The sequence below is a fragment of the Komagataeibacter melaceti genome (assembly GCF_003403295.1).
GTDB classification, from domain to species: domain Bacteria; phylum Pseudomonadota; class Alphaproteobacteria; order Acetobacterales; family Acetobacteraceae; genus Komagataeibacter; species Komagataeibacter melaceti.
Genome location: NZ_QUWV01000070.1, coordinates 69,130 through 88,543, shown reverse-complemented (window position 1 = coordinate 88,543; position 19,414 = coordinate 69,130). Strand labels below are relative to the sequence as shown.

Annotated in this window: 24 protein-coding genes and 1 tRNA gene; 9 read left to right on the top strand and 16 right to left on the bottom strand. The window is 64.8% G+C overall.

All coding sequences use genetic code 11. From position 1 onward, the window contains the following. Positions 1 to 153 precede the first annotated feature (153 nt). The 3 genes from DY926_RS09185 to DY926_RS09175 are packed head-to-tail and all read right to left on the bottom strand — an operon-like array spanning position 154 to position 1,789. Entirely contained in the window at positions 154 to 663 is a 510-nt protein-coding gene (locus DY926_RS09185) for a DUF192 domain-containing protein (protein ID WP_116703086.1), read from the bottom strand. A 35-nt stretch (positions 664 to 698) separates the two neighbouring features. Next, positions 699 to 1,358 (bottom strand): MBL fold metallo-hydrolase, encoded by a 660-nt coding sequence (locus DY926_RS09180; protein ID WP_116703085.1) that lies wholly within the window; start codon positions 1,356 to 1,358, stop codon positions 699 to 701. 50 nt (positions 1,359 to 1,408) lie between these two features. Then, complete coding sequence (locus DY926_RS09175) at positions 1,409 to 1,789, bottom strand: baeRF12 domain-containing protein (RefSeq protein ID WP_116703084.1); 381 nt, start codon at positions 1,787 to 1,789, stop codon at positions 1,409 to 1,411. A 128-nt stretch (positions 1,790 to 1,917) separates the two neighbouring features. On the opposite strand from DY926_RS09175, the gene DY926_RS09170 reads away from it, so the two are divergent. The 4 genes from DY926_RS09170 (at position 1,918) to DY926_RS09155 (ending at position 5,124) form a co-directional block, all read left to right on the top strand. Next, on the top strand, positions 1,918 to 3,003 hold the full coding sequence (locus DY926_RS09170) for an XdhC family protein (protein ID WP_116703083.1): 1,086 nt from the start codon (positions 1,918 to 1,920) through the stop codon (positions 3,001 to 3,003). Beyond that, on the top strand, positions 3,000 to 3,638 hold the full coding sequence (locus DY926_RS09165) for a nucleotidyltransferase family protein (RefSeq protein WP_116703082.1): 639 nt from the start codon (positions 3,000 to 3,002) through the stop codon (positions 3,636 to 3,638). Before DY926_RS09170 ends, DY926_RS09165 begins: the two co-directional genes overlap by 4 nt. Positions 3,639 to 3,718: 80 nt before the next feature. Continuing rightward, positions 3,719 to 4,069, top strand: a complete 351-nt coding sequence (locus tag DY926_RS09160) for a RidA family protein (RefSeq protein WP_116703081.1) — start codon at positions 3,719 to 3,721, stop codon at positions 4,067 to 4,069. A gap of 320 nt (positions 4,070 to 4,389) precedes the next feature. After that, positions 4,390 to 5,124 carry a CHAP domain-containing protein gene (locus DY926_RS09155; RefSeq protein ID WP_116703080.1) on the top strand — a complete coding sequence of 245 codons (735 nt, stop codon included), beginning with the start codon at positions 4,390 to 4,392 and terminating at the stop codon, positions 5,122 to 5,124. A gap of 22 nt (positions 5,125 to 5,146) precedes the next feature. On the opposite strand, the gene DY926_RS09150 is transcribed toward DY926_RS09155, so the two are convergent. The 13 genes from DY926_RS09150 to lgt all read right to left on the bottom strand — a co-directional run bounded on the left by DY926_RS09150 (position 5,147) and on the right by lgt (position 16,445). Then, positions 5,147 to 5,605, bottom strand: coding sequence for a 23S rRNA (pseudouridine(1915)-N(3))-methyltransferase RlmH (locus DY926_RS09150; RefSeq protein ID WP_116703079.1), 459 nt, complete (start codon positions 5,603 to 5,605; stop codon positions 5,147 to 5,149). Positions 5,606 to 5,608: 3 nt separating this feature from the next. Further along, a complete protein-coding gene (gene rsfS, locus DY926_RS09145) occupies positions 5,609 to 6,058 on the bottom strand; it encodes a ribosome silencing factor (RefSeq protein ID WP_116703100.1) in 450 nt (149 codons plus the stop codon). A gap of 95 nt (positions 6,059 to 6,153) precedes the next feature. Continuing rightward, positions 6,154 to 6,801 carry a nicotinate-nucleotide adenylyltransferase gene (locus DY926_RS09140; RefSeq protein ID WP_116703078.1) on the bottom strand — a complete coding sequence of 216 codons (648 nt, stop codon included), beginning with the start codon at positions 6,799 to 6,801 and terminating at the stop codon, positions 6,154 to 6,156. 4 nt (positions 6,802 to 6,805) lie between these two features. Continuing rightward, positions 6,806 to 8,089, bottom strand: a complete 1,284-nt coding sequence (locus DY926_RS09135) for a glutamate-5-semialdehyde dehydrogenase (RefSeq protein WP_116703077.1) — start codon at positions 8,087 to 8,089, stop codon at positions 6,806 to 6,808. A 46-nt stretch (positions 8,090 to 8,135) separates the two neighbouring features. Further along, positions 8,136 to 9,230 (bottom strand): redox-regulated ATPase YchF, encoded by a 1,095-nt coding sequence (gene ychF / locus DY926_RS09130; RefSeq protein WP_116703076.1) that lies wholly within the window; start codon positions 9,228 to 9,230, stop codon positions 8,136 to 8,138. A gap of 6 nt (positions 9,231 to 9,236) precedes the next feature. Further along, on the bottom strand, positions 9,237 to 9,809 hold the full coding sequence (gene pth / locus DY926_RS09125) for an aminoacyl-tRNA hydrolase (RefSeq protein ID WP_116703075.1): 573 nt from the start codon (positions 9,807 to 9,809) through the stop codon (positions 9,237 to 9,239). A gap of 34 nt (positions 9,810 to 9,843) precedes the next feature. After that, positions 9,844 to 10,461, bottom strand: a complete 618-nt coding sequence (locus tag DY926_RS09120) for a 50S ribosomal protein L25/general stress protein Ctc (RefSeq protein ID WP_116703074.1) — start codon at positions 10,459 to 10,461, stop codon at positions 9,844 to 9,846. Positions 10,462 to 10,575: 114 nt separating this feature from the next. After that, a complete protein-coding gene (locus DY926_RS09115) occupies positions 10,576 to 11,166 on the bottom strand; it encodes a histidine phosphatase family protein (protein ID WP_116703073.1) in 591 nt (196 codons plus the stop codon). A gap of 68 nt (positions 11,167 to 11,234) precedes the next feature. Beyond that, positions 11,235 to 12,224, bottom strand: a complete 990-nt coding sequence (locus tag DY926_RS09110; RefSeq protein WP_116703072.1) for a ribose-phosphate pyrophosphokinase — start codon at positions 12,222 to 12,224, stop codon at positions 11,235 to 11,237. A 100-nt stretch (positions 12,225 to 12,324) separates the two neighbouring features. Next, positions 12,325 to 13,737 carry a hypothetical protein gene (locus DY926_RS09105; RefSeq protein WP_116703099.1) on the bottom strand — a complete coding sequence of 471 codons (1,413 nt, stop codon included), beginning with the start codon at positions 13,735 to 13,737 and terminating at the stop codon, positions 12,325 to 12,327. A 10-nt stretch (positions 13,738 to 13,747) separates the two neighbouring features. Further along, on the bottom strand, positions 13,748 to 14,539 hold the full coding sequence (pgeF, locus tag DY926_RS09100; RefSeq protein WP_116703071.1) for a peptidoglycan editing factor PgeF: 792 nt from the start codon (positions 14,537 to 14,539) through the stop codon (positions 13,748 to 13,750). Further along, positions 14,536 to 15,588 carry a class I SAM-dependent methyltransferase gene (locus tag DY926_RS09095; protein WP_116703070.1) on the bottom strand — a complete coding sequence of 351 codons (1,053 nt, stop codon included), beginning with the start codon at positions 15,586 to 15,588 and terminating at the stop codon, positions 14,536 to 14,538. The genes pgeF and DY926_RS09095 overlap by 4 nt, the downstream gene beginning before the upstream one ends. Next, on the bottom strand, positions 15,585 to 16,445 hold the full coding sequence (lgt, locus tag DY926_RS09090; RefSeq protein WP_116703098.1) for a prolipoprotein diacylglyceryl transferase: 861 nt from the start codon (positions 16,443 to 16,445) through the stop codon (positions 15,585 to 15,587). Before lgt ends, DY926_RS09095 begins: the two co-directional genes overlap by 4 nt. Positions 16,446 to 16,592: 147 nt before the next feature. Between lgt and DY926_RS09085 the strand changes: the two genes are divergently transcribed. From DY926_RS09085 to DY926_RS09065, 5 genes are all read left to right on the top strand, one after another. Beyond that, on the top strand, positions 16,593 to 16,877 hold the full coding sequence (locus DY926_RS09085; protein WP_116703069.1) for an accessory factor UbiK family protein: 285 nt from the start codon (positions 16,593 to 16,595) through the stop codon (positions 16,875 to 16,877). Positions 16,878 to 17,026: 149 nt separating this feature from the next. Further along, complete coding sequence (locus tag DY926_RS09080) at positions 17,027 to 17,530, top strand: type III secretion system chaperone family protein (protein ID WP_116703068.1); 504 nt, start codon at positions 17,027 to 17,029, stop codon at positions 17,528 to 17,530. After that, positions 17,530 to 18,372 (top strand): pyrroline-5-carboxylate reductase, encoded by an 843-nt coding sequence (gene proC, locus DY926_RS09075; protein WP_116703067.1) that lies wholly within the window; start codon positions 17,530 to 17,532, stop codon positions 18,370 to 18,372. The genes DY926_RS09080 and proC overlap by 1 nt, the downstream gene beginning before the upstream one ends. 62 nt (positions 18,373 to 18,434) lie before the next feature. Continuing rightward, complete coding sequence (locus DY926_RS09070) at positions 18,435 to 19,076, top strand: TetR family transcriptional regulator (protein WP_116703097.1); 642 nt, start codon at positions 18,435 to 18,437, stop codon at positions 19,074 to 19,076. 89 nt (positions 19,077 to 19,165) lie between these two features. Next, a tRNA-Gln gene (locus DY926_RS09065) sits at positions 19,166 to 19,240 on the top strand. Positions 19,241 to 19,414 lie beyond the last annotated feature (174 nt).

Sequence of the window (19,414 nt, the reverse complement as noted above, 5' to 3'; positions counted from 1 at the left end):
AATCCACCGGAGAAGCTCAAGAAGTTTCCTCAGCGCCGCCGGTGAAGCGGGATATAGGACCACCCCAGCTAACCGTCAATCAAAAAATCAGAAAAAACAGAAATTAAATGACCAGAAAATGAATGAACCCCAGAAAACCGCCAGATAATAGAATTACTTACCGGCGGGCTGGTTTGTCAGCACGGGGGAATCCACCCGGTCACCCACTACGATTCCGAGCTTTTCGGTAATACCCGCCTGCAGCTCCACCGTGGCGCGCACGGGGCCATGACTGCTGATACGGGCGAGGCTGAGGGGTACGGCGTTCTCGACAATGGATGAAATGCGGTTATCCGCCCCGATAAAGACGATATCGAGGGAAGCTCTGGTATTTTCCATCCACATGTCACTCTGGCGCGGAAAGGGCCAGACGAAGATCATGCCACCATCCGCCGGAACGGACGGGCGGAACATTTCGCCCACCTGCTGCTCACGCGGGGTCATGGCCTTTTCCACCGTAAAAAGGTGCTTCGTGCCATTGGCGCTGGTGATTGTCAGCGGCACGGTGGGCAGGGGTGCCTGTGCGTGAGTGGGTTCACCCGTTTCTTCCGCCAGGACGGGCACGGACACCGTGGCCATGCATGCGGCCAGAACCAGCCTCAGGCCTGTCTTGAAGGACATCATACGCACTTTCTCTCCTGCACCATGTTATTCATTCGTCAGGCCAGAAAGGAATTTCCCGTCCGTTCGGCACCTATTGTCGTTGCCGGGCCATGACCGGGCAGGATGGTGACATCATCGCCCAGCGGAAGCAATTCCCGGCGGATGGATGAAATCAGTTGTTCATGATTGCCATACGGGAGATCGGTCCGCCCCACGCTACCGGCAAAAAGGGTGTCCCCCACCAGCGCGAAGCGGGCGGCGGGATCATAAAAGATGACATGGCCGGGTGTGTGGCCGGGCACGTGCCGGACCTCGAATTCATGACCCAGACATTCCAGCTTTTCGCCATGCGTCACGAACCTGTCAGGCGTGACGTTTTCCAGTCCCGTCAGGCCGAACAGGGCGGCCTGTTCGGGAATGGAGGCCAGCAATGGCGCATCCCCCTTTTCGGGGCCGATGACAGGCACCGGTGTTTCCTGCCTGTGGGACAGGACCTTGCGCAAGGCATCGGCCCCACCGGCATGGTCCAGATGGCCATGGGTCAGCCAGATCGCATCCACCGACAGGCCATGGCGTTCGATAAACGCCATGATGCGCGACACATCCCCGCCCGGATCAACCACCACGGCGTGGTGGGTTTCAGGGTTCCATAAAATGGAACAGTTCTGCCCGAAAGCGGTAACGGGCACGACTTCGAGTGACAGGGATGCCGACATGGATATGACCCTATTATGGAATGCGCCCTACATACCGCAGGGCGCATGCATCAGCCAGCGGCGGTCAGCGGCCAGCCGGTCGCGGGAATATCGAAATGCTTCGCGAGGTCATGGTCGGGCGTGTTGGTCAGGTCGCGTTCCAGTTCCTTGACCACCAGCGGGCGGGCCTGCACGTCCAGATGCGTGCGGATCTGGTGCATCACCTCACCCGGCGCGGCGATGGCAATGCCGGGAGCTTCCTTACGGCGGACCGCATCATTCAGGAATTCGGCAATCACCTTGCCATACGCGCCATTGCGGGGGGCATCCATGCCCTTGGCGTCGTCGCTTTTGAGGTGCGTGAAGGTCGCAAGGCCATGTTCGCCATGCTTGAGAAAACGGGCATGAATGCTGTCAGCAACAACATACCAGACGGGATCAACATAACTCATTTGTATTTCTCCATTCATGTGCTGGCCCACCATGGGCGGACACATGCGTTATTACATACATGGGCTGCCCGGGCCTGCATGTCTACTGGCTGGCATGACTGTATCTGTGCTGATAGGGTAGCTTTGTCATGACACAACCTTCCTCTACACGGGATCCCCTGGATCTCCTGATCGAATGGGCTCGGGCGGGCCAGCCCTGCGCCCTGGCGACCGTGACCTCGACATGGGGCAGTTCTCCACGCCCTGCGGGCAGCATGATGGCGGTATGCGCCAACGGCCGCATCGAAGGCTCGGTCAGCGGGGGCTGCGTGGAAGGCGCGGTGATCGAGGAAGCCCGCGCCGTAATGGAAACCGGGCAGCCCGCCAGCCTGTCCTATGGTGTGTCGAGCGATGATGCATGGGCGGTCGGGCTGGCCTGCGGCGGCATGCTGGATGTGTATGTCGCGGCAATACGCACCCCCGCCCACCCACAGGGCACGCTGGACCTGAAACTGCTGGAAACCATTGCCGCCAGACGTCAGGCCCGCAAACCCGTTATTGTCGCGACCGAGCTTGCCACGGGGCAGTCATGCCTCCTGTCCGGGGATGATCTGCTCCCCCCGATGGCGGATACGGTCATGGCCGGGAAAATTCAGGCCCGCGCGCGGGAGGTTTTTGAAACCGGGCGCAGCCTGCGCGTGGAAGACGATGCGGGGCAGGCGCAGTGGTTCCTGCACCTGATTCCCATGCCGCCGCGCCTGCTGGTTGTTGGCGCGGTGCATATCGCACAGGTTCTCGCCCCCATGGCGCAGACCACCGGGTTCTGCGTAACCGTGGTTGATCCACGCTCCCAACTGGCCACGCCGGAACGCTTCCCCGGTATCGAGCTTGAAACCGACTGGCCAGATGAAACGCTTGCGCGGCTGGGCGTGGACAACCAGACCGCCATTGTCACCCTGACCCATGATGCCAAGCTGGACGACCCGACGCTGCACTATGCGCTGAACAGTGATGCTTTTTACATAGGCGCGCTGGGTTCACGCAAAACGCAGGCATCGCGCGTGGAGCGGCTGCGGGAGAATGGCTATTCCGAAGCACAGATTGCACGAATTCATGGTCCCATCGGCCTTGCGATCGGTGCTGTCGGCGCGGCGGAAATTGCCGTGTCCATTCTGGCTGAAATTGTCGCCCTGCGGCACAACAAGCCGCTAGGCCGGTTATCCGGCTGGGCATGAGCGAAACGCCACCGCGTATCGCAGCCATTGTTCTGGCCGCGGGCAGCTCAAGCCGCACGGCGCCCGCGCACAAGCTTCTTGCCCCCGACGCCACGGGCCTGCCCATGATCGCGCGCACCCTGCGTGCCGTCACGGCCAGCAGGGCCGACCCGGTTACGGTCGTGCTCGGCCACCGGGCCGAAGAGATCCGGCAGGCCGCCCTGTCCGGGGTACGGACGCGACGCAGGATCGATTTCGTCACCGCACAGGATTACATGACCGGCCTGTCCTGCACACTGGCCACCGGCATACAGGCCGTCAGCACACAGCAGGATGTGGCGGGCGCAGTGATCTGCCTGGGAGACATGCCCCTGATTGGCGCGGAGCTGATAGACCAGCTTATCACCGCGTTCATGGCGCATCCTGGGCGGCCCGGCGCCATGCCGGTGCATGAAGGCAGGCGGGGCAATCCGATCCTGTGGAGCCGCAAGCTGTTCCCTGCCCTCCTGACCCTGAATGGCGATCAGGGTGCGCGTTCCCTGCTGCGCCAGCACGAATCCACGATGTTACGGATTCCCGCCGGGCCGGAGATTACGCAGGATTTCGACACCACTGACCGGCTGGCCGAATTCGCACGGCTTTTTACAGGCAGTTGACCTCGGACCGGACCGGCGCAAAGAGAGGGGAACAGGATTGCGGTCCATCGCACGCCTGCCAACCAATCAGGATCAATGACATGAGCAAGATCATCCGCACCGAACCCAACCCCATCCTGTCCAAGGTTGTGGAATATCATGGCTTCCTGTTCACGCAGGGATTCGTGGCCCGCGACCTGTCGGGCGACATTACCGCCCAGACAAAGGACGTGCTGGCCCAGATTGACGAGGCACTGGAACTGCACGGCACCGACAACACCCGCCTGCTGCAGGCCCAGATCTGGCTGAAGGACATCAATGACCGTGATGCCATGAACGCCGTTTGGAGCGCCTGGCTGCCCAAGGATGGCGCGCCCGCGCGTGCATGCATTCAGGCCACGATGGCCCACCCCGACGTGCTGGTCGAGATCATGCTGACCTGCACAAAATAAGACCCTGAAGGAGCGGGAAAGCCCCTGTTAAACATGTCACATTTTTGCAACTTTCCCGCTTTTCGAGAATCATTCCACTTCTGTTCTCCCACGCGCCACATGCAGCCCTATCGCCTGAAAAACAGGGAACAAAATCTTTCTATTGGGATTTTATTCCTATTTTTTGCGTGAAGTTGGATTTTTGGGCGAAATATAGCGTGTAGCTCTTCATCCCTGACAGCACAGGCTTGTCACGGCTGCGATGGGCTTGCTACTCGATGAACACGATGTGAGCGGGTTATTGTCAGATCACCCCGGCAGTGGTGGAGAGATTGCGGAAAATGTGGATCAGAAACCTGAAGCGTAGCGTTTTACTTTCCGTTCTCGGTGCTTCGTTCGGATTCATGTTTTCAGCGCAGGGTCATGCCCGCACCACCCAGCATACCAGCCATGTGACACATTCCACGGCCCGCCATGCCCTGGTCCACCATGCCAGCGCACGGCGCGGGGTGGAACGCGGGCACGTGATCCAGTGCGTGGCCTTTGCCAAGGCCGCCTCCGCCGTTGAAATCCATGGCAACGCCATTGACTGGTGGTACAAGGCCGCCGGCCGCTACGCACGCGGCAATGCGCCAGAAGAAGGCAGCGTCCTGAACTTCCGCGGCACGCGCCGCATGCCGCTTGGTCATGTGGCGGTGGTCCGCCATCTGGTCAATAACCGCACCATCATCATTGACCAGTCCCACTGGGGGCAGCGCGGGATCAGCCGCGATGTGTCCGTGATTGATGTCTCGCCAAATAATGACTGGTCGGCCGTGCGCGTGGCGCTGAACAACCACAGCGGCGCCTATGGCAGCATCTACCCGACCTACGGCTTCATCTATGCCCGCCCCGATACGACATCGGACATGATGCTGAGCACCTACCAGAGAGCCACCCGCAACCCGGCGGTCATGGCGCAGGCCCAGTCGCGTCGCCTCAGCACGGAAGTGGCGGAAGCGCCGGACAGCCTGGCCGGACGTGCCTCGTCTTCTCTCGCCTATACGGATGATGCGCCGAATCGTTCCCTGCGGTAGGCCGTTTTTTACGGGCCGCCCCTCAGGGACGGCCCGCCCGGTGATAGGGATGCCCCGCCGAAATGGCGCGGGCACGATAGAGCTGTTCAGCCAGCATGCCCCGCACCAGCATATGCGGCCATGTCATCCTGCCAAAGGAAAGGGTATGGTCCGCGCGCTGGATAACCGGACCATCCAGACCTTCCGCCCCACCAATCACGAAGCATAACGGGCGCGGCGTCTCCACCCAGCGCTCCACTGCCTGTGAAAAGGATATGCTGTCATAGGTCTGGCCACCTTCATCCATGGCCACGACAATGGCGCGATCCGGCAGGGCGGAGAGGATGGCCGCCCCTTCCCTGCGCTTGATCTCGTTGGGTGCACCGCGCCCTTCAGCCAGTTCCGTCAGCTTTATGCGCGGCGAGAGGCGGGTGGCGTAACGTTCGAACAGGTCACGCTCCACCCGGTCCTTCATCCGCCCGACGGCAATCAGGTGAAACACCGCTTATTCCACCGGTGCGGCAGGAGCCTCCGGCGGCACGTCCAGTTCCGCGCCCCACATCCGCTCAAGCCCGTACAGCGCGCGCGCTTCCGCCTTGAACAGATGCACAACGATGTCACCCGCATCCAGCAGCACCCAGTCGGAACCGTTGGCCCCTTCGGTCAGGACGCGCTTCAGCCCGGCCTCGCCCAGCTTGCGGTCGATATGCGCGGCCATGGCGGCGATCTGCCTGTCCGCCAGGCCGGTTGCGATCACCATCCGGTCGGCAAAGGAGGCGCGTCCCGTCAGGTCAATGACAACGATGTCTTCCGCCTTGTCATCTTCCAGGCTGGTGGTGATGATTTCCAGAAACTGCTCAACACGCGGGTCCGGCTCCCGTGTTTCGGCGGAGACGGGACCGGCGACGGCGGCTTTCTTGCGGGGCGTGCCCGGCACCTGCACGGCACTGCCCAGTGAACCTGCCGCCGGGCGCGGCTGCGCCGTGGAAGAGGTACTGCCGGTCCGGCGCTTGGCGCCATTCTCGGCTGTCGGCTTTCTGGTTATGGCTGTTACTCCCGTTCGTGGCCACAAGCGGCCCGCGATGCACGTATTTGCGTAGCAGATATAGCGTTCTGCGGCGCGGGAAGAAAGACCCATGCCGGGGGCGCGCACATGGGCAGCAGGCGCGCCGCCCGTGCGGGCAGCCGCCAGCACGCCAGCCTGCGCGCAACCCGCCCGTGCAGTGCGGCCGGATTATAGCCCGGCCGTGGCAGAACCGCGAACGGAACCATACTGACAATATCCTGCCATCGCCGCCACCGCCCCATCTGCGCCAGCCCGTCCGCCCCCATGAGCCAGACAAAACGTACATGCGGAAAAAGCCGCTTCAACCGCCTTAGCGTATCAAACGTGTAACGGGTTCCCAGCCGGGCTTCGATATCGGTCGCCACCAGCCTGCGCTGCCTGACGGAATGGATACGCGCGCGCACCCCGGCCAGACGCTCCGCCATGGGGGCCATGCCCGCCACCGGCTTGAGCGGGTTGCCGGGCGAGACAAGGAACCAGACCTGATCCAGCCCCAGTTGCCGCAGGGCGCGACGGGCCAACTGGATATGCCCGTCATGCACCGGGTTGAACGACCCGCCAAACAGCCCCACCCGCATATACCGCCCATCCCCATGCGCGGGGATGGTGGCCTGTTCCCGGTCCGGGGGCATGCGCTCAGGGCCGGACCTGTCCGGTGCCGATCACCTCGTAACGGTAGGTGGTCAACTGCTCCAGCCCGACCGGGCCACGGGCATGGAAACGCCCGGTGGCAATGCCGATTTCCGCGCCGAAGCCGAATTCGCCCCCATCACAGAACTGGGTGGAGGCATTCCACATCACCACCGCGCTGTCGGTGCCGTTGAGGAAGGTTGCGGCAGCCTGCGGATCTTCCGTCACGATGGCCTCGGTATGCGCGCTGCCGTAACGGGCGATATGGGCCAGCGCGTCCTCTACATTATCCACAACGCCTACGGACAGGACGGCGTCGAGCCATTCCGTGGCGAAGTCATCTTCCGTGGCCGCGGGCAGGTCCGGCACGATGTCCCGCGCCCGCGCATCGGCGCGGAAGGTGCAGCCACGCGTCGCCAGGTCCTCGATCAGTCCGGGCAGGATCTTGGGCGCGATCGCCTGATCCACCAGCAGGGTCTCGGTCGCGCCACAGATGCCGGGGCGGCGCAGCTTGGCGTTGAGCACGATGCGCCGCGCCATTTCCAGATCGGCGGCGGCATGGACATAGGTGTGGCACAGCCCTTCGGCATGGGCCAGCACGGGCACACGCGCCTCGGCACATACACGCTCGACCAGTGACTTGCCGCCACGGGGAATGATCAGGTCGATCAGCCCCGCCGCACCAAGCATGGAGGCGACATGCGCGCGCTCGGCATCGGGCGGTATCTGCACACATTCCACCGGCAGGCCGGCGGCGCGCAGCCCCGCCTGCATGGCGGCGTGAATGACGCGCGCGCTGTTCAGGCTGTCCGATCCGCCGCGCAGGATCACGGCATTGCCGGACTTGATACACAGGGCGGCGGCATCCGCCCCCACATTGGGGCGGCTTTCATAGATCATGCCGATCACGCCCACCGGCGTTGCGACCCGGCGGATACGCAGGCCATTGGGGCGGTCCCATTCCGCCATGACATGGCCGACGGGGTCCGGCAGGCTGGCCACCTGTTCCAGCCCCTGCGCCATGGCCTCGACCCGTTCGGGGTTGAGGGTCAACCGGTCACGGAATGCAGCAGCCCCGGTAAAGGCCGCCACGTCACGCGCATTGGCGGCCAGCAGTTCGGCCTGGCTGGCGCGCAGGGCGGAAGCCGCCGCTGTCAGGGCCTTGTTGCGGGTTTCGGTCGTGCTGCGGGCCAGCATGCGGGCCGCCTGCCGCGCAGCCACGGCCATAGCGCGGATCACGTCCGGCTGCGGTGCATCAGCCCGCGTGGGGGTTGCAACAGCCTGATCCATGATCCGTTACTCCTTCATCCATTCCTGAACGGGCAATACGCCCGTATCAGACGTTAAAGCGGAACAGCAGGACATCACCATCCTGCACCACATAATCCCGCCCTTCGATACGCAGCTTCCCGGCCTCGCGGGCGCCAGCTTCGCCATTGCAGGCAATATAGTCATCGAATGCAATGGTTTCGCAGGCAATGAAGCCACGTTCAAAATCATTGTGAATGACAGCGGCGGCCTGCGGGGCCTTCGTGCCTTTGGTAATGGTCCAGGCCCGCGTTTCCTTCGGCCCTACGGTAAAGTAGGTGCTCAGGCCCAGCAGCCGGTAGCCGGCAGCGATCACGCGGTCCAGCCCGCTATCCTTCAGGCCCAGACCTTCGAGGAACTCGACGCGGTCTTCCGCGCCCAGCTGGCTGACTTCGGCCTCGATCGCGGCGGAGACCACGACCATGGCCGCGCCCTCGGCCTCGGCGCGGGCGCGGACGCGCTCGGAAAACTCGTTGCCGGTCGCGGCCGATGCCTCATCCACATTGCAGACATACAGCACGGGCTTGGAGGTCATGAGCTGGAGGCGGCGCACGGCTTCCTCCTGCCCCGCGGGGATGGCCTTGCGCGCGGGCTGGCCTTCACGCAGGGCCGCGATCAGCGGTTCCATCAGTTCGACCTGGGCCGCCGCCTCGCGGTCATTGCCGCGCGCCTTTTTCTGGAGGGCGACAATGCGCTTTTCCAGAGATTCGAGATCGGCCAGCATGAGTTCCGTCTCGATGATCTCCGCATCGCGGATGGGGTCAACGCCGCCTTCCACGTGGGTAATGTCATCATCCTCGAAACAGCGCAGGACGTGGATGATGGCATCCACCTCGCGGATATTGGCCAGGAACTGGTTGCCCAGACCCTCGCCACGCGACGCGCCGCGCACAAGGCCCGCGATATCGACGAATTCAAGGCTGGTGGGCAGGATCTTCTGTGACTTGCCAATACGCGCCAGCTCGGCCAGCCGCGCATCGGGCACCGCGACCCGGCCGACATTGGGCTCGATCGTGCAGAAGGGATAATTCGCGGCCTGCGCCGAAGCGGTCTCGGTCAGGGCGTTGAACAGCGTCGATTTGCCCACATTCGGCAGGCCCACGATGCCACAGTTAAAGCCCATACGCCCTTACTCCCCGGCCTGCGCGGCCATTTTTGTCATGAACAGTTCCGGCTGCCCGTCCGCCAGCAGCGTGGCCGTATCGGCCAGCGTGTCGAGCATCGGGTCCAGCCACTCACGGTCCGTGCGGGAGAAGTCACCCAGCACATGGCCCGTCACACGCTCACGGCTGCCGGGATGCCCGATGCCCAGCCGCACGCGCCAGTATTCTTTGGTGCCCAGCATGCGGTCCATCGACCGCAGGCCGTTATGCCCCGCGGCACCCCCACCCCGCTTTACGCGGATGCGACCGGGCGCGAGGTCCAGTTCGTCATGGAACGCCGTAATGGAGTCGGCTGGCAGCTTGTAGAAGGCCGCCGCCTGCTGAACGCTCTCACCCGAGAGGTTCATGTACGTCATGGGCTTGAGCAGCAGCACCTTGTGCCGTCCGACCATCCCTTCCGCGACTTCACCGCGAAAGCGCTTCCGCCACGGGGAGAACCCGTGGCGGTCGGCAATCCGGTCCACGGCCATGAACCCGACATTGTGACGATTCCGGCTCATCCCCGGCTCGGGATTACCAAGACCGGTCCAGAGCAGCATCGTGTTTTCTCCTGTCGTGTCCGTGGCCGGGGGATCAGCCCTCGGCTTCCGTGGTGGCGGCTTCTTCGGTGGCTTCCTCGTCAACGCTCGGCGGGGCGACGTTGGCGATCACGAAGTTCGTGCCATGCAGGACCGGGGTCACGTTCTCGGTGCCCTTCAGGTCTTCCCAGCGCACGTTGTCGTGGAAGTCGAGGCCCGACAGGTCGGCGGTGAAGTATTCCGGGATGTTGGCCGGATCAACCACAACTTCAACCGTATGACGGACGATGTTCATCACGCCACCACGCTTGACGCCGGGGGCGACTTCTTCACCTTCGAAGCGGATTTCCACTTCCACGTGCACCTTGTGACCGGCGGCGAGGCGCTGGTAGTCCACATGGATCGGCGCATCGGTCACGGGGTGAAGCTGGATCTCGCGCAGCAGGGCGTGCACGGACGCACCGCCATCGACCGAGATGTCATAGATGCGCGAACGCCAGCCGGCCTTGTGCAGCTCACGATGCACGATGCGGGGGTCAAGCGCGATCAGGACGGGTTCCTGCTTGGCACCATAGATAACGCCGGGCACATGGCCGGCACGCCTCGTTGCACGCGCTGCCCCCTTACCAGCCTTCGCGCGCGAAGAGACTTCGATTTTCGTGAATTTGGTCACTTGTTCTGCTCCTGAAACACAAGCGCGCGGGCCTCCAGGGGTGCCAGCGCGTGCGCGGCCTTTAACGGAAAACCGCGCCCGATGCAATCACCCACGGCCCGGCGGCCGGTTTTTTCAGGTCAGCGCGGTCAGGCTCCACTGGGGCGTGGCACCCGGCTCGGCCCATATGGGGGTGGCGTTGGCCAGCCGGACATTGGGCTTGAGATGCATGGCCGAACGCAGGGCGCGGAACATCGCGCCATGGCATACGATCAGCGGCACGCCTTCGGGTGTGAGCGCACGGTTCACGGCGGCGACGGCGCGTTCACGCAGTGCGGCGAAACTCTCGCCATTGGCGGGGGTATAATCACCCGCGATCCAGCTATCGTACCATGTGCCCATCGCCTTGCCTTCCTCATCACCGAAGCAGACTTCCATCAGGCCGTCGTCAAAGGTGATGTCGAAGCGGGGCGCGCCGTGGGCGGCAAGCTGGTCGGCCACGATCTCGGCCGTGCGCCGCGCGCGGATCAGCGGCGAGGACACGATCCGCACGATGGGGGAATGGTCGGTCCAGTGGCGGGCCAGCAGCAGGCCCGCAGCCTCGGCCTGCGCGATTCCGGTCGGGTTGAGGGGGATATCCGTACGCCCCTGTGAACGCCCCTGCGCATTCCAGTCCGTCTCCCCATGGCGCAGATACCAGTAAGGGCGGGCGATCAGCTCGGTCATGGGTCGTTCCTTCTTGCTACACCCCTGCGGGGGTAGCGCCGTGCCGGTCAGACGGTCAATCCCCGCGCTCAGTCAAACAGCGAGGAGACCGAACTTTCATCCGATATGGCCTGCATGGCCTGCGAGATGAGCGCCGCCGTGCTGATCTGGCGGATATTGGTGGCCGCGCGCACGGCGTCGGTCGCGACGATGCTGTCCGTCAGCGTCAGCATGCCCAGCGGCGACTGGCCCACGCGGCTGACCGCGCTGCCGGTCAGCACGCCATGGGTCACATAGGCCTCGACCGCAGCCGCGCCATGCTTCATCAGCGCTTCCGCCGCGTTGCACAGCGAACCGCCACTATCAACAATGTCATCGACCAGGATGCAGTAGCGGCCCCGCACGTCACCGATCACGTTCATGACCTCCGACACGCCCGCGCGTTCGCGGCGCTTGTCGATGATGGCCAGGTCCACGTTCAGCCGCTGCGCCATCTGGCGCGCGCGGACCACGCCACCCACATCGGGCGAGACGATCATGAGGTTATGCGCGCCACCGGGAATGTCCATGGGCGGGGCCTCATAGGACAGGCGGGGTTCGCCCTCGAGCTTCATGCGGCCCCGGATATCGCGGGTGAACAGGGGGGCGGCGTACAGGTTGTCAACGGGAATGTCGAAAAAGCCCTGAATCTGCATGGCGTGCAGGTCCATGGTCAGGACACGGTTGGCCCCGGCCTCGACCAGGATATTGGCGACCAGCTTGGCGCTGATGGGCGTGCGCGGGCCGGATTTGCGGTCCTGCCGCGCATAACCGAAATAGGGCATGACCGCCGTGATGCGTCGCGCCGACCCGCGACGCAGCGCGTCGAGCATGATCAGCAGTTCCATGAGGTTGTCATTGGTGGGCGAGCAGGTGCTCTGGATGACGAAAACATCCTCGCCACGCACGTTCTCATGGATTTCGACAAAGATCTCCATATCCGCGAACCGCCGGACGGTGGCATTGCAGAGCGGCATCCCCAGCTCTGCCGCGACTTTCTCTGCAAGTGGCAGGTTGCTGTTACAGGCAACAATCTTCATCGTGTGACGCTCCTGGGCGGCGGTGCAGGCAGTGGGGCGGCCGTTTTTCGTCCGCTCCCGTCGTTCATGAGCCGGGTTCTAACAACCGCCACATACCCTGTCACCTGCCTAAGGATGGAGAAACCTGCACGTCTGCCCCTCGTTGCCGATCCGTCACACCCGCGCGTGAGGGCGGAAGCGTCACACCGGGGAAAGTCGTGCGGCGCGGCGGCTGCACGGCAGGTGCGGACACGGCGGGAACGGAAGGGGCCTGGACGGGCGCATGCACGCCCGCCGACTCCGTGCCGGACGGCGCAACCACCGCAGGTGCTGCAACAGGAGCCGCCACCGGGGGCCGGGGCGCTGGCGCAACCGGGGGAACCGCCGCCACGACCGGATGCTGTTCAACACCGGATGGCACGGCAGGCGCTGGTGCAGTGGATGGTGCAACCGCCGGTGTCGCGACCGCTGCGGGCATGGGAGCAGGCTGCGGCGGAACCGCCCTGACGGGCGCAGCGACCGGCCTGGCAGCCATTACCGGAGGAGTCGCAGCCGGTGCAGCAGGATGTTTCCCCGCAGCCACAGGCGGCTGCAACGCCGCTGCCTGCTGGGCTGGCAGCGTGCCATCGGCTGGCAGGGGCGCGTTGGCCCGGCCGGAATAGCGCGTGATGATCTGGCGGACGGCCCCCGCCGCTTCATCCGCCGCCGCAACCGCGACATCCCCCCACTGGTGGTCGAGCGAATGGGCGGCAATGTCATGGATCTGGGTGGCGGACCCGGCTTCATGGCCCTGCGCGTCCAGCACCTGCCATGTCAGGGTAATATGTTCCTGCGGGGTGGTGGAGGTTGTCATGACCGCGTTGTTCAGCACCACCGTGCAGCGCACCGTGTAATCCGCGCCGGACGCACCGTGGCGGATATCATCATGCGCATCGGGAAAGGCCGCAATGAACGCACGCGCCAGCGCGCGGTCGCCATCACCCGGCGCGTCATGCACGCCCGCGAAATAGACATGCGCCGGACGGTTCTTGAGGCTGTTGGGGTCTTTCTGCATCTGCGCGGCGCGGATGCCGGTCAGCAGGTCCGCAACGCCGGGGGCGGCTTCCTGCGCGGAATGTACCGCCGCCTGCCCGTCAGTCGCCTGCCACCGGGCGGCGGGCACGGGCGCGCCGTCCAGATGGCCGCGTTCCTCGCCCTTTGGCGTGATGACGGCATAAACCGGGGTGACCGCGCCATCATGGAACTCGGTTGTCATTTTCAGCCACCAGTCACCCGGATGCGCCGCCTGTCCCGTGGCGGGCACGGACTGGGCCAGCATGGCGTCAACCATGGCGTGCTGCCACTGCCCGGCCCCGGCCATATCGGTGCCCGATGCGGTGGACAGCGGAATGGCCAGCCGGGCCGTGGGGGCCTGCGCGGCACCACCAGTTGCGTCATGGCGGAAAGGATGCGGCACGCTGACACATCCACCAAGTGCGGAAAGCGCCACGACGGCTGAAAGTGTGATCAGGCGCCGGACGGAAGCTTCTGACATCATGCCTACCCTATATCGCCCGGCAGGCAATAACGGAAATCTGGTGCCCGATGGCCCCGCCCCCGGCCAGTGTGCGGCGGCGATGGCTGAAAAAGCGTACCTCGTCGGACAGGGTATCGAGTCCCAGCGCCGTCGCCTGCGCGACACCACACCGCGCAAGCCGCATGACGCAGTAGCCGGGCAGGTCAAACATGAAATGCCCCACGCGGGACGCGAGCGTGAAAAAGTCCTCCGCCCCCGGATCGCTGGCCAGTACCACATCACGCATGTCGGGACCGACCTCGTAGCTGCGCGGGGCGATGCAGGGGCCGACAACGGCACGGATCTCGCCCGCCGGGCACCCCAGCGCCGCCATGGCGGCAACGGTAGAGTCCAGAATACCGCCACACGCGCCACGCCAGCCCGCATGGGCCGCACCTACCACCGTACCCGTGGCGTTGCTGAACAGCACCGGCGCGCAGTCCGCCGTAATCACGCCCAGCGCAAGGCCGGGCGTGCTGGTGACCATGGCGTCCCCTTCCGGTCCCCGTCCTGTCTGCCACGGCGCATCGACCGTCAGGGTCCGGGCGCCATGCACCTGTGTCAGCCCGAGCAGGTGGTCCGGCGCCACACCGACATACGCCGCCACGCGGCGACGGTTTTCACGCAGCGCCGCAGGATCATCCGCCGAGCGGACCGAGCAGTTCAGCGTGGCGTACGGCCCCACGGACACACCGCCCTGCCGGGTAAAGAACCCGTGCCTGATACCCGCGAGTTCCGGGGCCCGGACCACCTGCCGGTCGGTAATCATGCCCTCCGTCATGGGGCGGCTCCTTTACTTGTACTTGCTGGTGCGTCCACACGCGGGCCGGCAAATCCCGGCAGGCTCCCGCCCAGCCCGGCCGATAGGCCCAGCACGCGGAAAAGCCGGCCCATATGTTCCGGCGCGGCCAGCCGGGCGGTGGCAGCCCTGATATCCGCCGCCTGCTGCGGCGCGGCGCGGGCCAGTTGTTCGCTACGCGCATGCAGGCCAAGGGCCGCGAGAAACGCGCCCTGCGGCATGCTGCCCCATACATCCACGCCACGCGCCACCTGTGCAAGGGCATGAAAATCCACATGCGCGGTCAGGTCCGCCGTGCCGGGGTCGCGCAGCGGGTCGGCCGGGCGGCCATGGCGCAGGGCCTGCAGGCTGTCGCCATGGGCGGGGGCGTCATAGCCATAATCAATGAACAGCGCCGCGCCGGACCAGCGGCGCAGCCGTTCGGCCACCGCGCGGGTAAAGTCCAGCGCAGGCTCACAGGTTTCCAGCACGCCCCCTTCGGGCACCATGCGCGTGGCGGCGGGGTGGCCGGGCGGCAGGGTGGCAGGGTGACGGACCAATGCCCCGGCCTGCACGAAGTGCTCGTCCCATCCCGCCGCGTTCCTGACGAACTGCCGGATGGGCAGGGCATCGAAAAACTCGTTCGCCAGCAGAATCGTCGGACCATCAGGCACGTCGGCCAGCGTTTCATGCCAGCCCACGGGCCGGGCCGTGGCATCCTGCAATGCCTGTGCCTGCCGGGCGCGCAGGCAGGGCGAAGTCTCGATCAGGTGCACCCGCGCCGCCGCATGGCAGTCCGGGGCAACACGCCGCAGCAGGCGCTGCGCATCCGCCATGAGCGTGCCGCGCCCGGGCCCGGCCTCCACCAGCATGAACGGGTCGGGACGGCCCAGAAGCTGCCAGACAACAGCCGTCCAGCCGCCCAGAAGCTCACCAAACACCTGCGATATTTCAGGGGCGGTTATGAAATCGGCAAAGGGGTCCTGCCCGGCGTAATAGGCGGCGTTGGCGCGCGCCATGAAATGGTCCAGACGCTCGCCCGGCGCGTTCACCGCGCGGCTCCGTCTTCCCCGTCCGCCGCTTCGGGCTCCGCCATGACCACGGTGCGGGCCGGGCGTATCCATGCGTTCAGCATAAGTCCCGCCCCCCCGATGGCCATGGGCACGCTCAGCACCTGCCCCATCGTCACGCCAAAGGGCAGGAAGCCGATGAACGCATCAGGTTCGCGGAAACATTCGCACACCGTGCGCGCCACCGCGTAACCGAACAGGAAAAGTCCCGCAATAAAGCCCGGATGCTGCCGCACCCGCAGGCTGCGCGAGACGCACCACAGCACGGTGAACAGCACCAGCCCCTCGGCAAAGGCTTCATACAGTTCCGACGGGTGGCGCGGCTCCGGCCCGGCATCGGGAAAGATCATGGCCCATGGCAGGGAAGACGGGGCCGGACGCCCCCACAGCTCCCCGTTGATGAAGTTGGCGATACGCCCCAGCCCCAGCCCGATGGGCACCACGGTCGTGATCCGGTCGGAGAAGGCCAGGAAACTCAGCCCGTTCAGGCGCGTAAATACAATCAGCGCGATAATCACGCCCGCCGCCCCGCCATGAAAGGACATGCCGCCATGCCATACCTCAAGGATGGCCAGCGGATGCGACAGGTAATAACCGGGCTGGTAGAACGCGATGTAGCCCAGCCGCCCCCCCAGCACCACGCCCAGCGTCGCCCATGTCAGGAAATCATCCACCTGCAGCGCGGTGGCCGCGCGCGGCGCAAGGGCGACAAGATGGCGCGCAATGCGCCACCCCGCGATCAGCGCCACGATGTAGGCCATGGCGTACCAGCGTATGGCGATCGGCCCGAAATGGACCATCACCGGATCAAACTGCGGAAAGATCAGGACAGGCAGCATCAGCCCACTTTCGTTATCATGGTCGGGCGCGTGCGGAGGCACCACAATCGTGCGGATAGCCCTGAGGCGGCAATGTGTCTATAGTAGCGCCTTTCATCCGCGCGGCGTGCGAACGGACGCTGCGCGAAACGTCATGGAGTATCCACTATGTCCGTCAGGCCCCGTATTCTTGATGACCTTGCCGGTGTGGCAGGCGGCGCGTTCTCGGCGCTGACCGGCGCGCGTGAGGAAATCGGCGCGATTGTCCGCGCCCGCGTGGACGAGACCCTGAGCGGCCTGAACCTGGTGCGCCGTGATGAATTCGAGGTGGTGCGCGAGATGGCGAGCCGCGCGCGGCTGGCGCAGGCCAACCTTGAAAGCCAGATTGCCCGGCTGGAAGAACGCGTGTCCGACCTTGAGGCCAGCCTGACCTCCCCCACCCCGGGGCGGTAAGCACAACGCTTGCAGCCAGTGCCTGCGGACCATAGTGTAATGATGTGGTCCGGCCCTGATTCCCCGCAACAGGGCACGGACCAGGTTGCAGAGACACGGAATCCGGCGTCAGCCCGGATCTCCTCCACGACGGCTTCGGGGAGTGCCACATGCCTGCTCTGACTCACACAGCAATCGCACGCAACACGAATCCACTCGATCTGATGGAACAGATCGTGGGCGGATACGACTGGAATTTCGAACGCCGCAGCGATTCGGAAATGGCGGCCGAAGCCCCGGGCAAATGGTGCGATTACGGCCTGTTCTTCTGCTGGTCGGAAGAAGTAAGCGCCATGCATTTCACCTGCACGTTCGACCTGAAGGTCCCCGCCGAGCAGCGCCGCAACCTGTTCGAACTGGTGGCGCTGGCGAACGAACGGCTCTGGATCGGGCATTTCGGCATGGATATGGAACATGGCACGCCGGTCTTCCGCCACGCGGTCCTGCTGCGCGGCTCACGCGGGGCGTCCATGGAAAGCCTGGAGGACATGATCGACATCGCGCTGACCGAGTGCGAGCGTTTCTACCCCGCGTTCCAGTTCGTGCTGTGGGGCGGCAAGAAACCGGCCGAGGCGCTGGAAGCGGCCATGCTCGACTGCGCCGGGATGGCATGATGACACAGACCACAACCCTGCCGCCCGTCCTGCTGGTCGGGTGCGGCAACATGGGCGGGGCCATGCTGGACGGATGGCTGAAGGAAGGGCTGGCCCCTTCCTTCATCATCGACAGGCACCGGGAGTCGGTACCCGCCCCGCACCACCTCGTGCGCAGCCCCGATGACGTGCCGGATGACTTCCACCCCGCGATGATCGTGCTGGCCACGAAACCGCAGAAGGTGGACGCCGTCATGGCGGCCATCGCGCCGTTCGCGCTGCGCGCGCCCGTGCTGTCCGTTCTGGCGGGCCGGACAGTGGCAGGGCTAAGTGACGCGCTGGCCGACCAGTTGCCCGCGGGCAGCCCCGTTCCGGTCGTGATCCGCGCCATGCCCAACACGCCGTGCAGCATCGGGCAGGGCATGACCGTATGCTATGCGCCCCCCATCGCCACCCCGGCGCAGCGCATGCTGTGCACACGCCTGCTGCGCGCGGTGGGGGATGTGGCATGGATCGACCATGAAGATCAGATGGATATGGTCACCGCCATATCTGGCAGCGGCCCGGCCTATGTCTTCCTGCTGGCCGAACTGATGGAGCAGGTGGGCGTGGCCGGGGGACTACCCCCGGAACTGGCCCGCCAGATCGCGCGCCAGACCGTGGCCGGTGCGGGCGCGCTCATGGTGCGCAGCGGAACCGACCCCGCCCTCCTGCGCCGCAATGTGACCAGCCCCGGCGGCACCACCCAGAAAGCACTTGAAGTGCTGATGGCCCCGGATGCATGGCCCGCCACCCTCGCCACCGCGCTGAAGGCGGCGGCGCATCGCTCACGCGAACTGTCCGGCCCGCAGCCCGTTTCATGACCATGGGCCTGCCCGCCGCAGGCCCCATTTTGACACCCCTAGCCCGGAAGACCAGATATTCCATGGATAACGACCAGTTTGACGCCACCCTTCTCCGTTCCGCGCTGGAACGCGCCAGCCTGCACGGATGGCGACGTGTGACGGTCGTTGACGCCGCGCGGGATGCCGGGCTGAGCCTTGAGACCGCGCGCAGGCGCTTCCCGTGCAAGGCCGCCATCCTGCTCACGCTGGGGCGCCTGGCGGATGAGGCGGCGCTGGTGGAGGATGAATCCGAAGGCAGCGTGCGCGAAAAGCTGTTCGACATGCTCATGCGCCGCCTGGACGTGTTCCAGCAGTATCGCGACGGCGTGCGCAGCGTCCTGCGCGCCCTGCCCACCGACCCGCTTATGGCCGTGCTGCTGGGGGGGGCGACGCTGGAAAGCATGCGGTGGATGGCGGACGCCGCCGGGCTGAACACCAGCGGGCTGACCGGGGCGATCCGCCTGCAGGCACTGGTGGGCGTATGGACCGCAACGCTGCGCACATGGGATCGTGATGACAGTCAGGACATGGGCATCACCATGGCGGCACTGGATCAGGCGCTGGACCGCGCGGCCCGCTTTACCGGCCTTGGCCCGGCCGAGACGCAAGGCCCCGGCGGCATGGATCACGGCATGGACACTGACCCGATGGTTGACCTGCCGCTTGAACCCCTGCCGGAATAACGAAACCTGACTGTCCCCCCTTTACGGGGCAGTCATTTAGACATTAGAAGAACTGCACATCGCGCCCATGGTGCGGTTCTTTTACATGGTGGGGCGTAGCCAAGTGGTAAGGCAGCGGATTTTGATTCCGCCATGCGGAGGTTCGAACCCTCCCGCCCCAGCCAGCTTCTTTCCATAAAGACTGTTTGAAACAGCCAATCCACGGAACATCCTGTAATCATAAGGAAGTTCTTGGTGAAGCTTTGTTCAAAAAAGCTTCAGATCAACGTCGTATCCCTAAGGCACGGCGACGCCCGGAACCTTCCGTTATTTGCCAATAGCACCACCCGCTACCGCGC

Coding starts and splice junctions, on each gene's coding strand:
- DY926_RS09185 (WP_116703086.1), bottom strand. CDS start 663: ATGATGTCCTTCAAGACAGGCCTGAGGCTGGTTCTGGCCGCATGCATG.
- DY926_RS09180 (WP_116703085.1), bottom strand. CDS start 1,358: ATGTCGGCATCCCTGTCACTCGAAGTCGTGCCCGTTACCGCTTTCGGG.
- DY926_RS09175 (WP_116703084.1), bottom strand. CDS start 1,789: ATGAGTTATGTTGATCCCGTCTGGTATGTTGTTGCTGACAGCATTCAT.
- DY926_RS09170 (WP_116703083.1), top strand. CDS start 1,918: ATGACACAACCTTCCTCTACACGGGATCCCCTGGATCTCCTGATCGAA.
- DY926_RS09165 (WP_116703082.1), top strand. CDS start 3,000: ATGAGCGAAACGCCACCGCGTATCGCAGCCATTGTTCTGGCCGCGGGC.
- DY926_RS09160 (WP_116703081.1), top strand. CDS start 3,719: ATGAGCAAGATCATCCGCACCGAACCCAACCCCATCCTGTCCAAGGTT.
- DY926_RS09155 (WP_116703080.1), top strand. CDS start 4,390: ATGTGGATCAGAAACCTGAAGCGTAGCGTTTTACTTTCCGTTCTCGGT.
- DY926_RS09140 (WP_116703078.1), bottom strand. CDS start 6,801: ATGCCCCCGGACCGGGAACAGGCCACCATCCCCGCGCATGGGGATGGG.
- DY926_RS09135 (WP_116703077.1), bottom strand. CDS start 8,089: ATGGATCAGGCTGTTGCAACCCCCACGCGGGCTGATGCACCGCAGCCG.
- ychF (WP_116703076.1), bottom strand. CDS start 9,230: ATGGGCTTTAACTGTGGCATCGTGGGCCTGCCGAATGTGGGCAAATCG.
- pth (WP_116703075.1), bottom strand. CDS start 9,809: ATGCTGCTCTGGACCGGTCTTGGTAATCCCGAGCCGGGGATGAGCCGG.
- DY926_RS09115 (WP_116703073.1), bottom strand. CDS start 11,166: ATGACCGAGCTGATCGCCCGCCCTTACTGGTATCTGCGCCATGGGGAG.
- DY926_RS09110 (WP_116703072.1), bottom strand. CDS start 12,224: ATGAAGATTGTTGCCTGTAACAGCAACCTGCCACTTGCAGAGAAAGTC.
- DY926_RS09105 (WP_116703099.1), bottom strand. CDS start 13,737: ATGTCAGAAGCTTCCGTCCGGCGCCTGATCACACTTTCAGCCGTCGTG.
- pgeF (WP_116703071.1), bottom strand. CDS start 14,539: ATGACGGAGGGCATGATTACCGACCGGCAGGTGGTCCGGGCCCCGGAA.
- lgt (WP_116703098.1), bottom strand. CDS start 16,445: ATGCTGCCTGTCCTGATCTTTCCGCAGTTTGATCCGGTGATGGTCCAT.
- DY926_RS09085 (WP_116703069.1), top strand. CDS start 16,593: ATGTCCGTCAGGCCCCGTATTCTTGATGACCTTGCCGGTGTGGCAGGC.
- DY926_RS09080 (WP_116703068.1), top strand. CDS start 17,027: ATGCCTGCTCTGACTCACACAGCAATCGCACGCAACACGAATCCACTC.
- proC (WP_116703067.1), top strand. CDS start 17,530: ATGACACAGACCACAACCCTGCCGCCCGTCCTGCTGGTCGGGTGCGGC.
- DY926_RS09070 (WP_116703097.1), top strand. CDS start 18,435: ATGGATAACGACCAGTTTGACGCCACCCTTCTCCGTTCCGCGCTGGAA.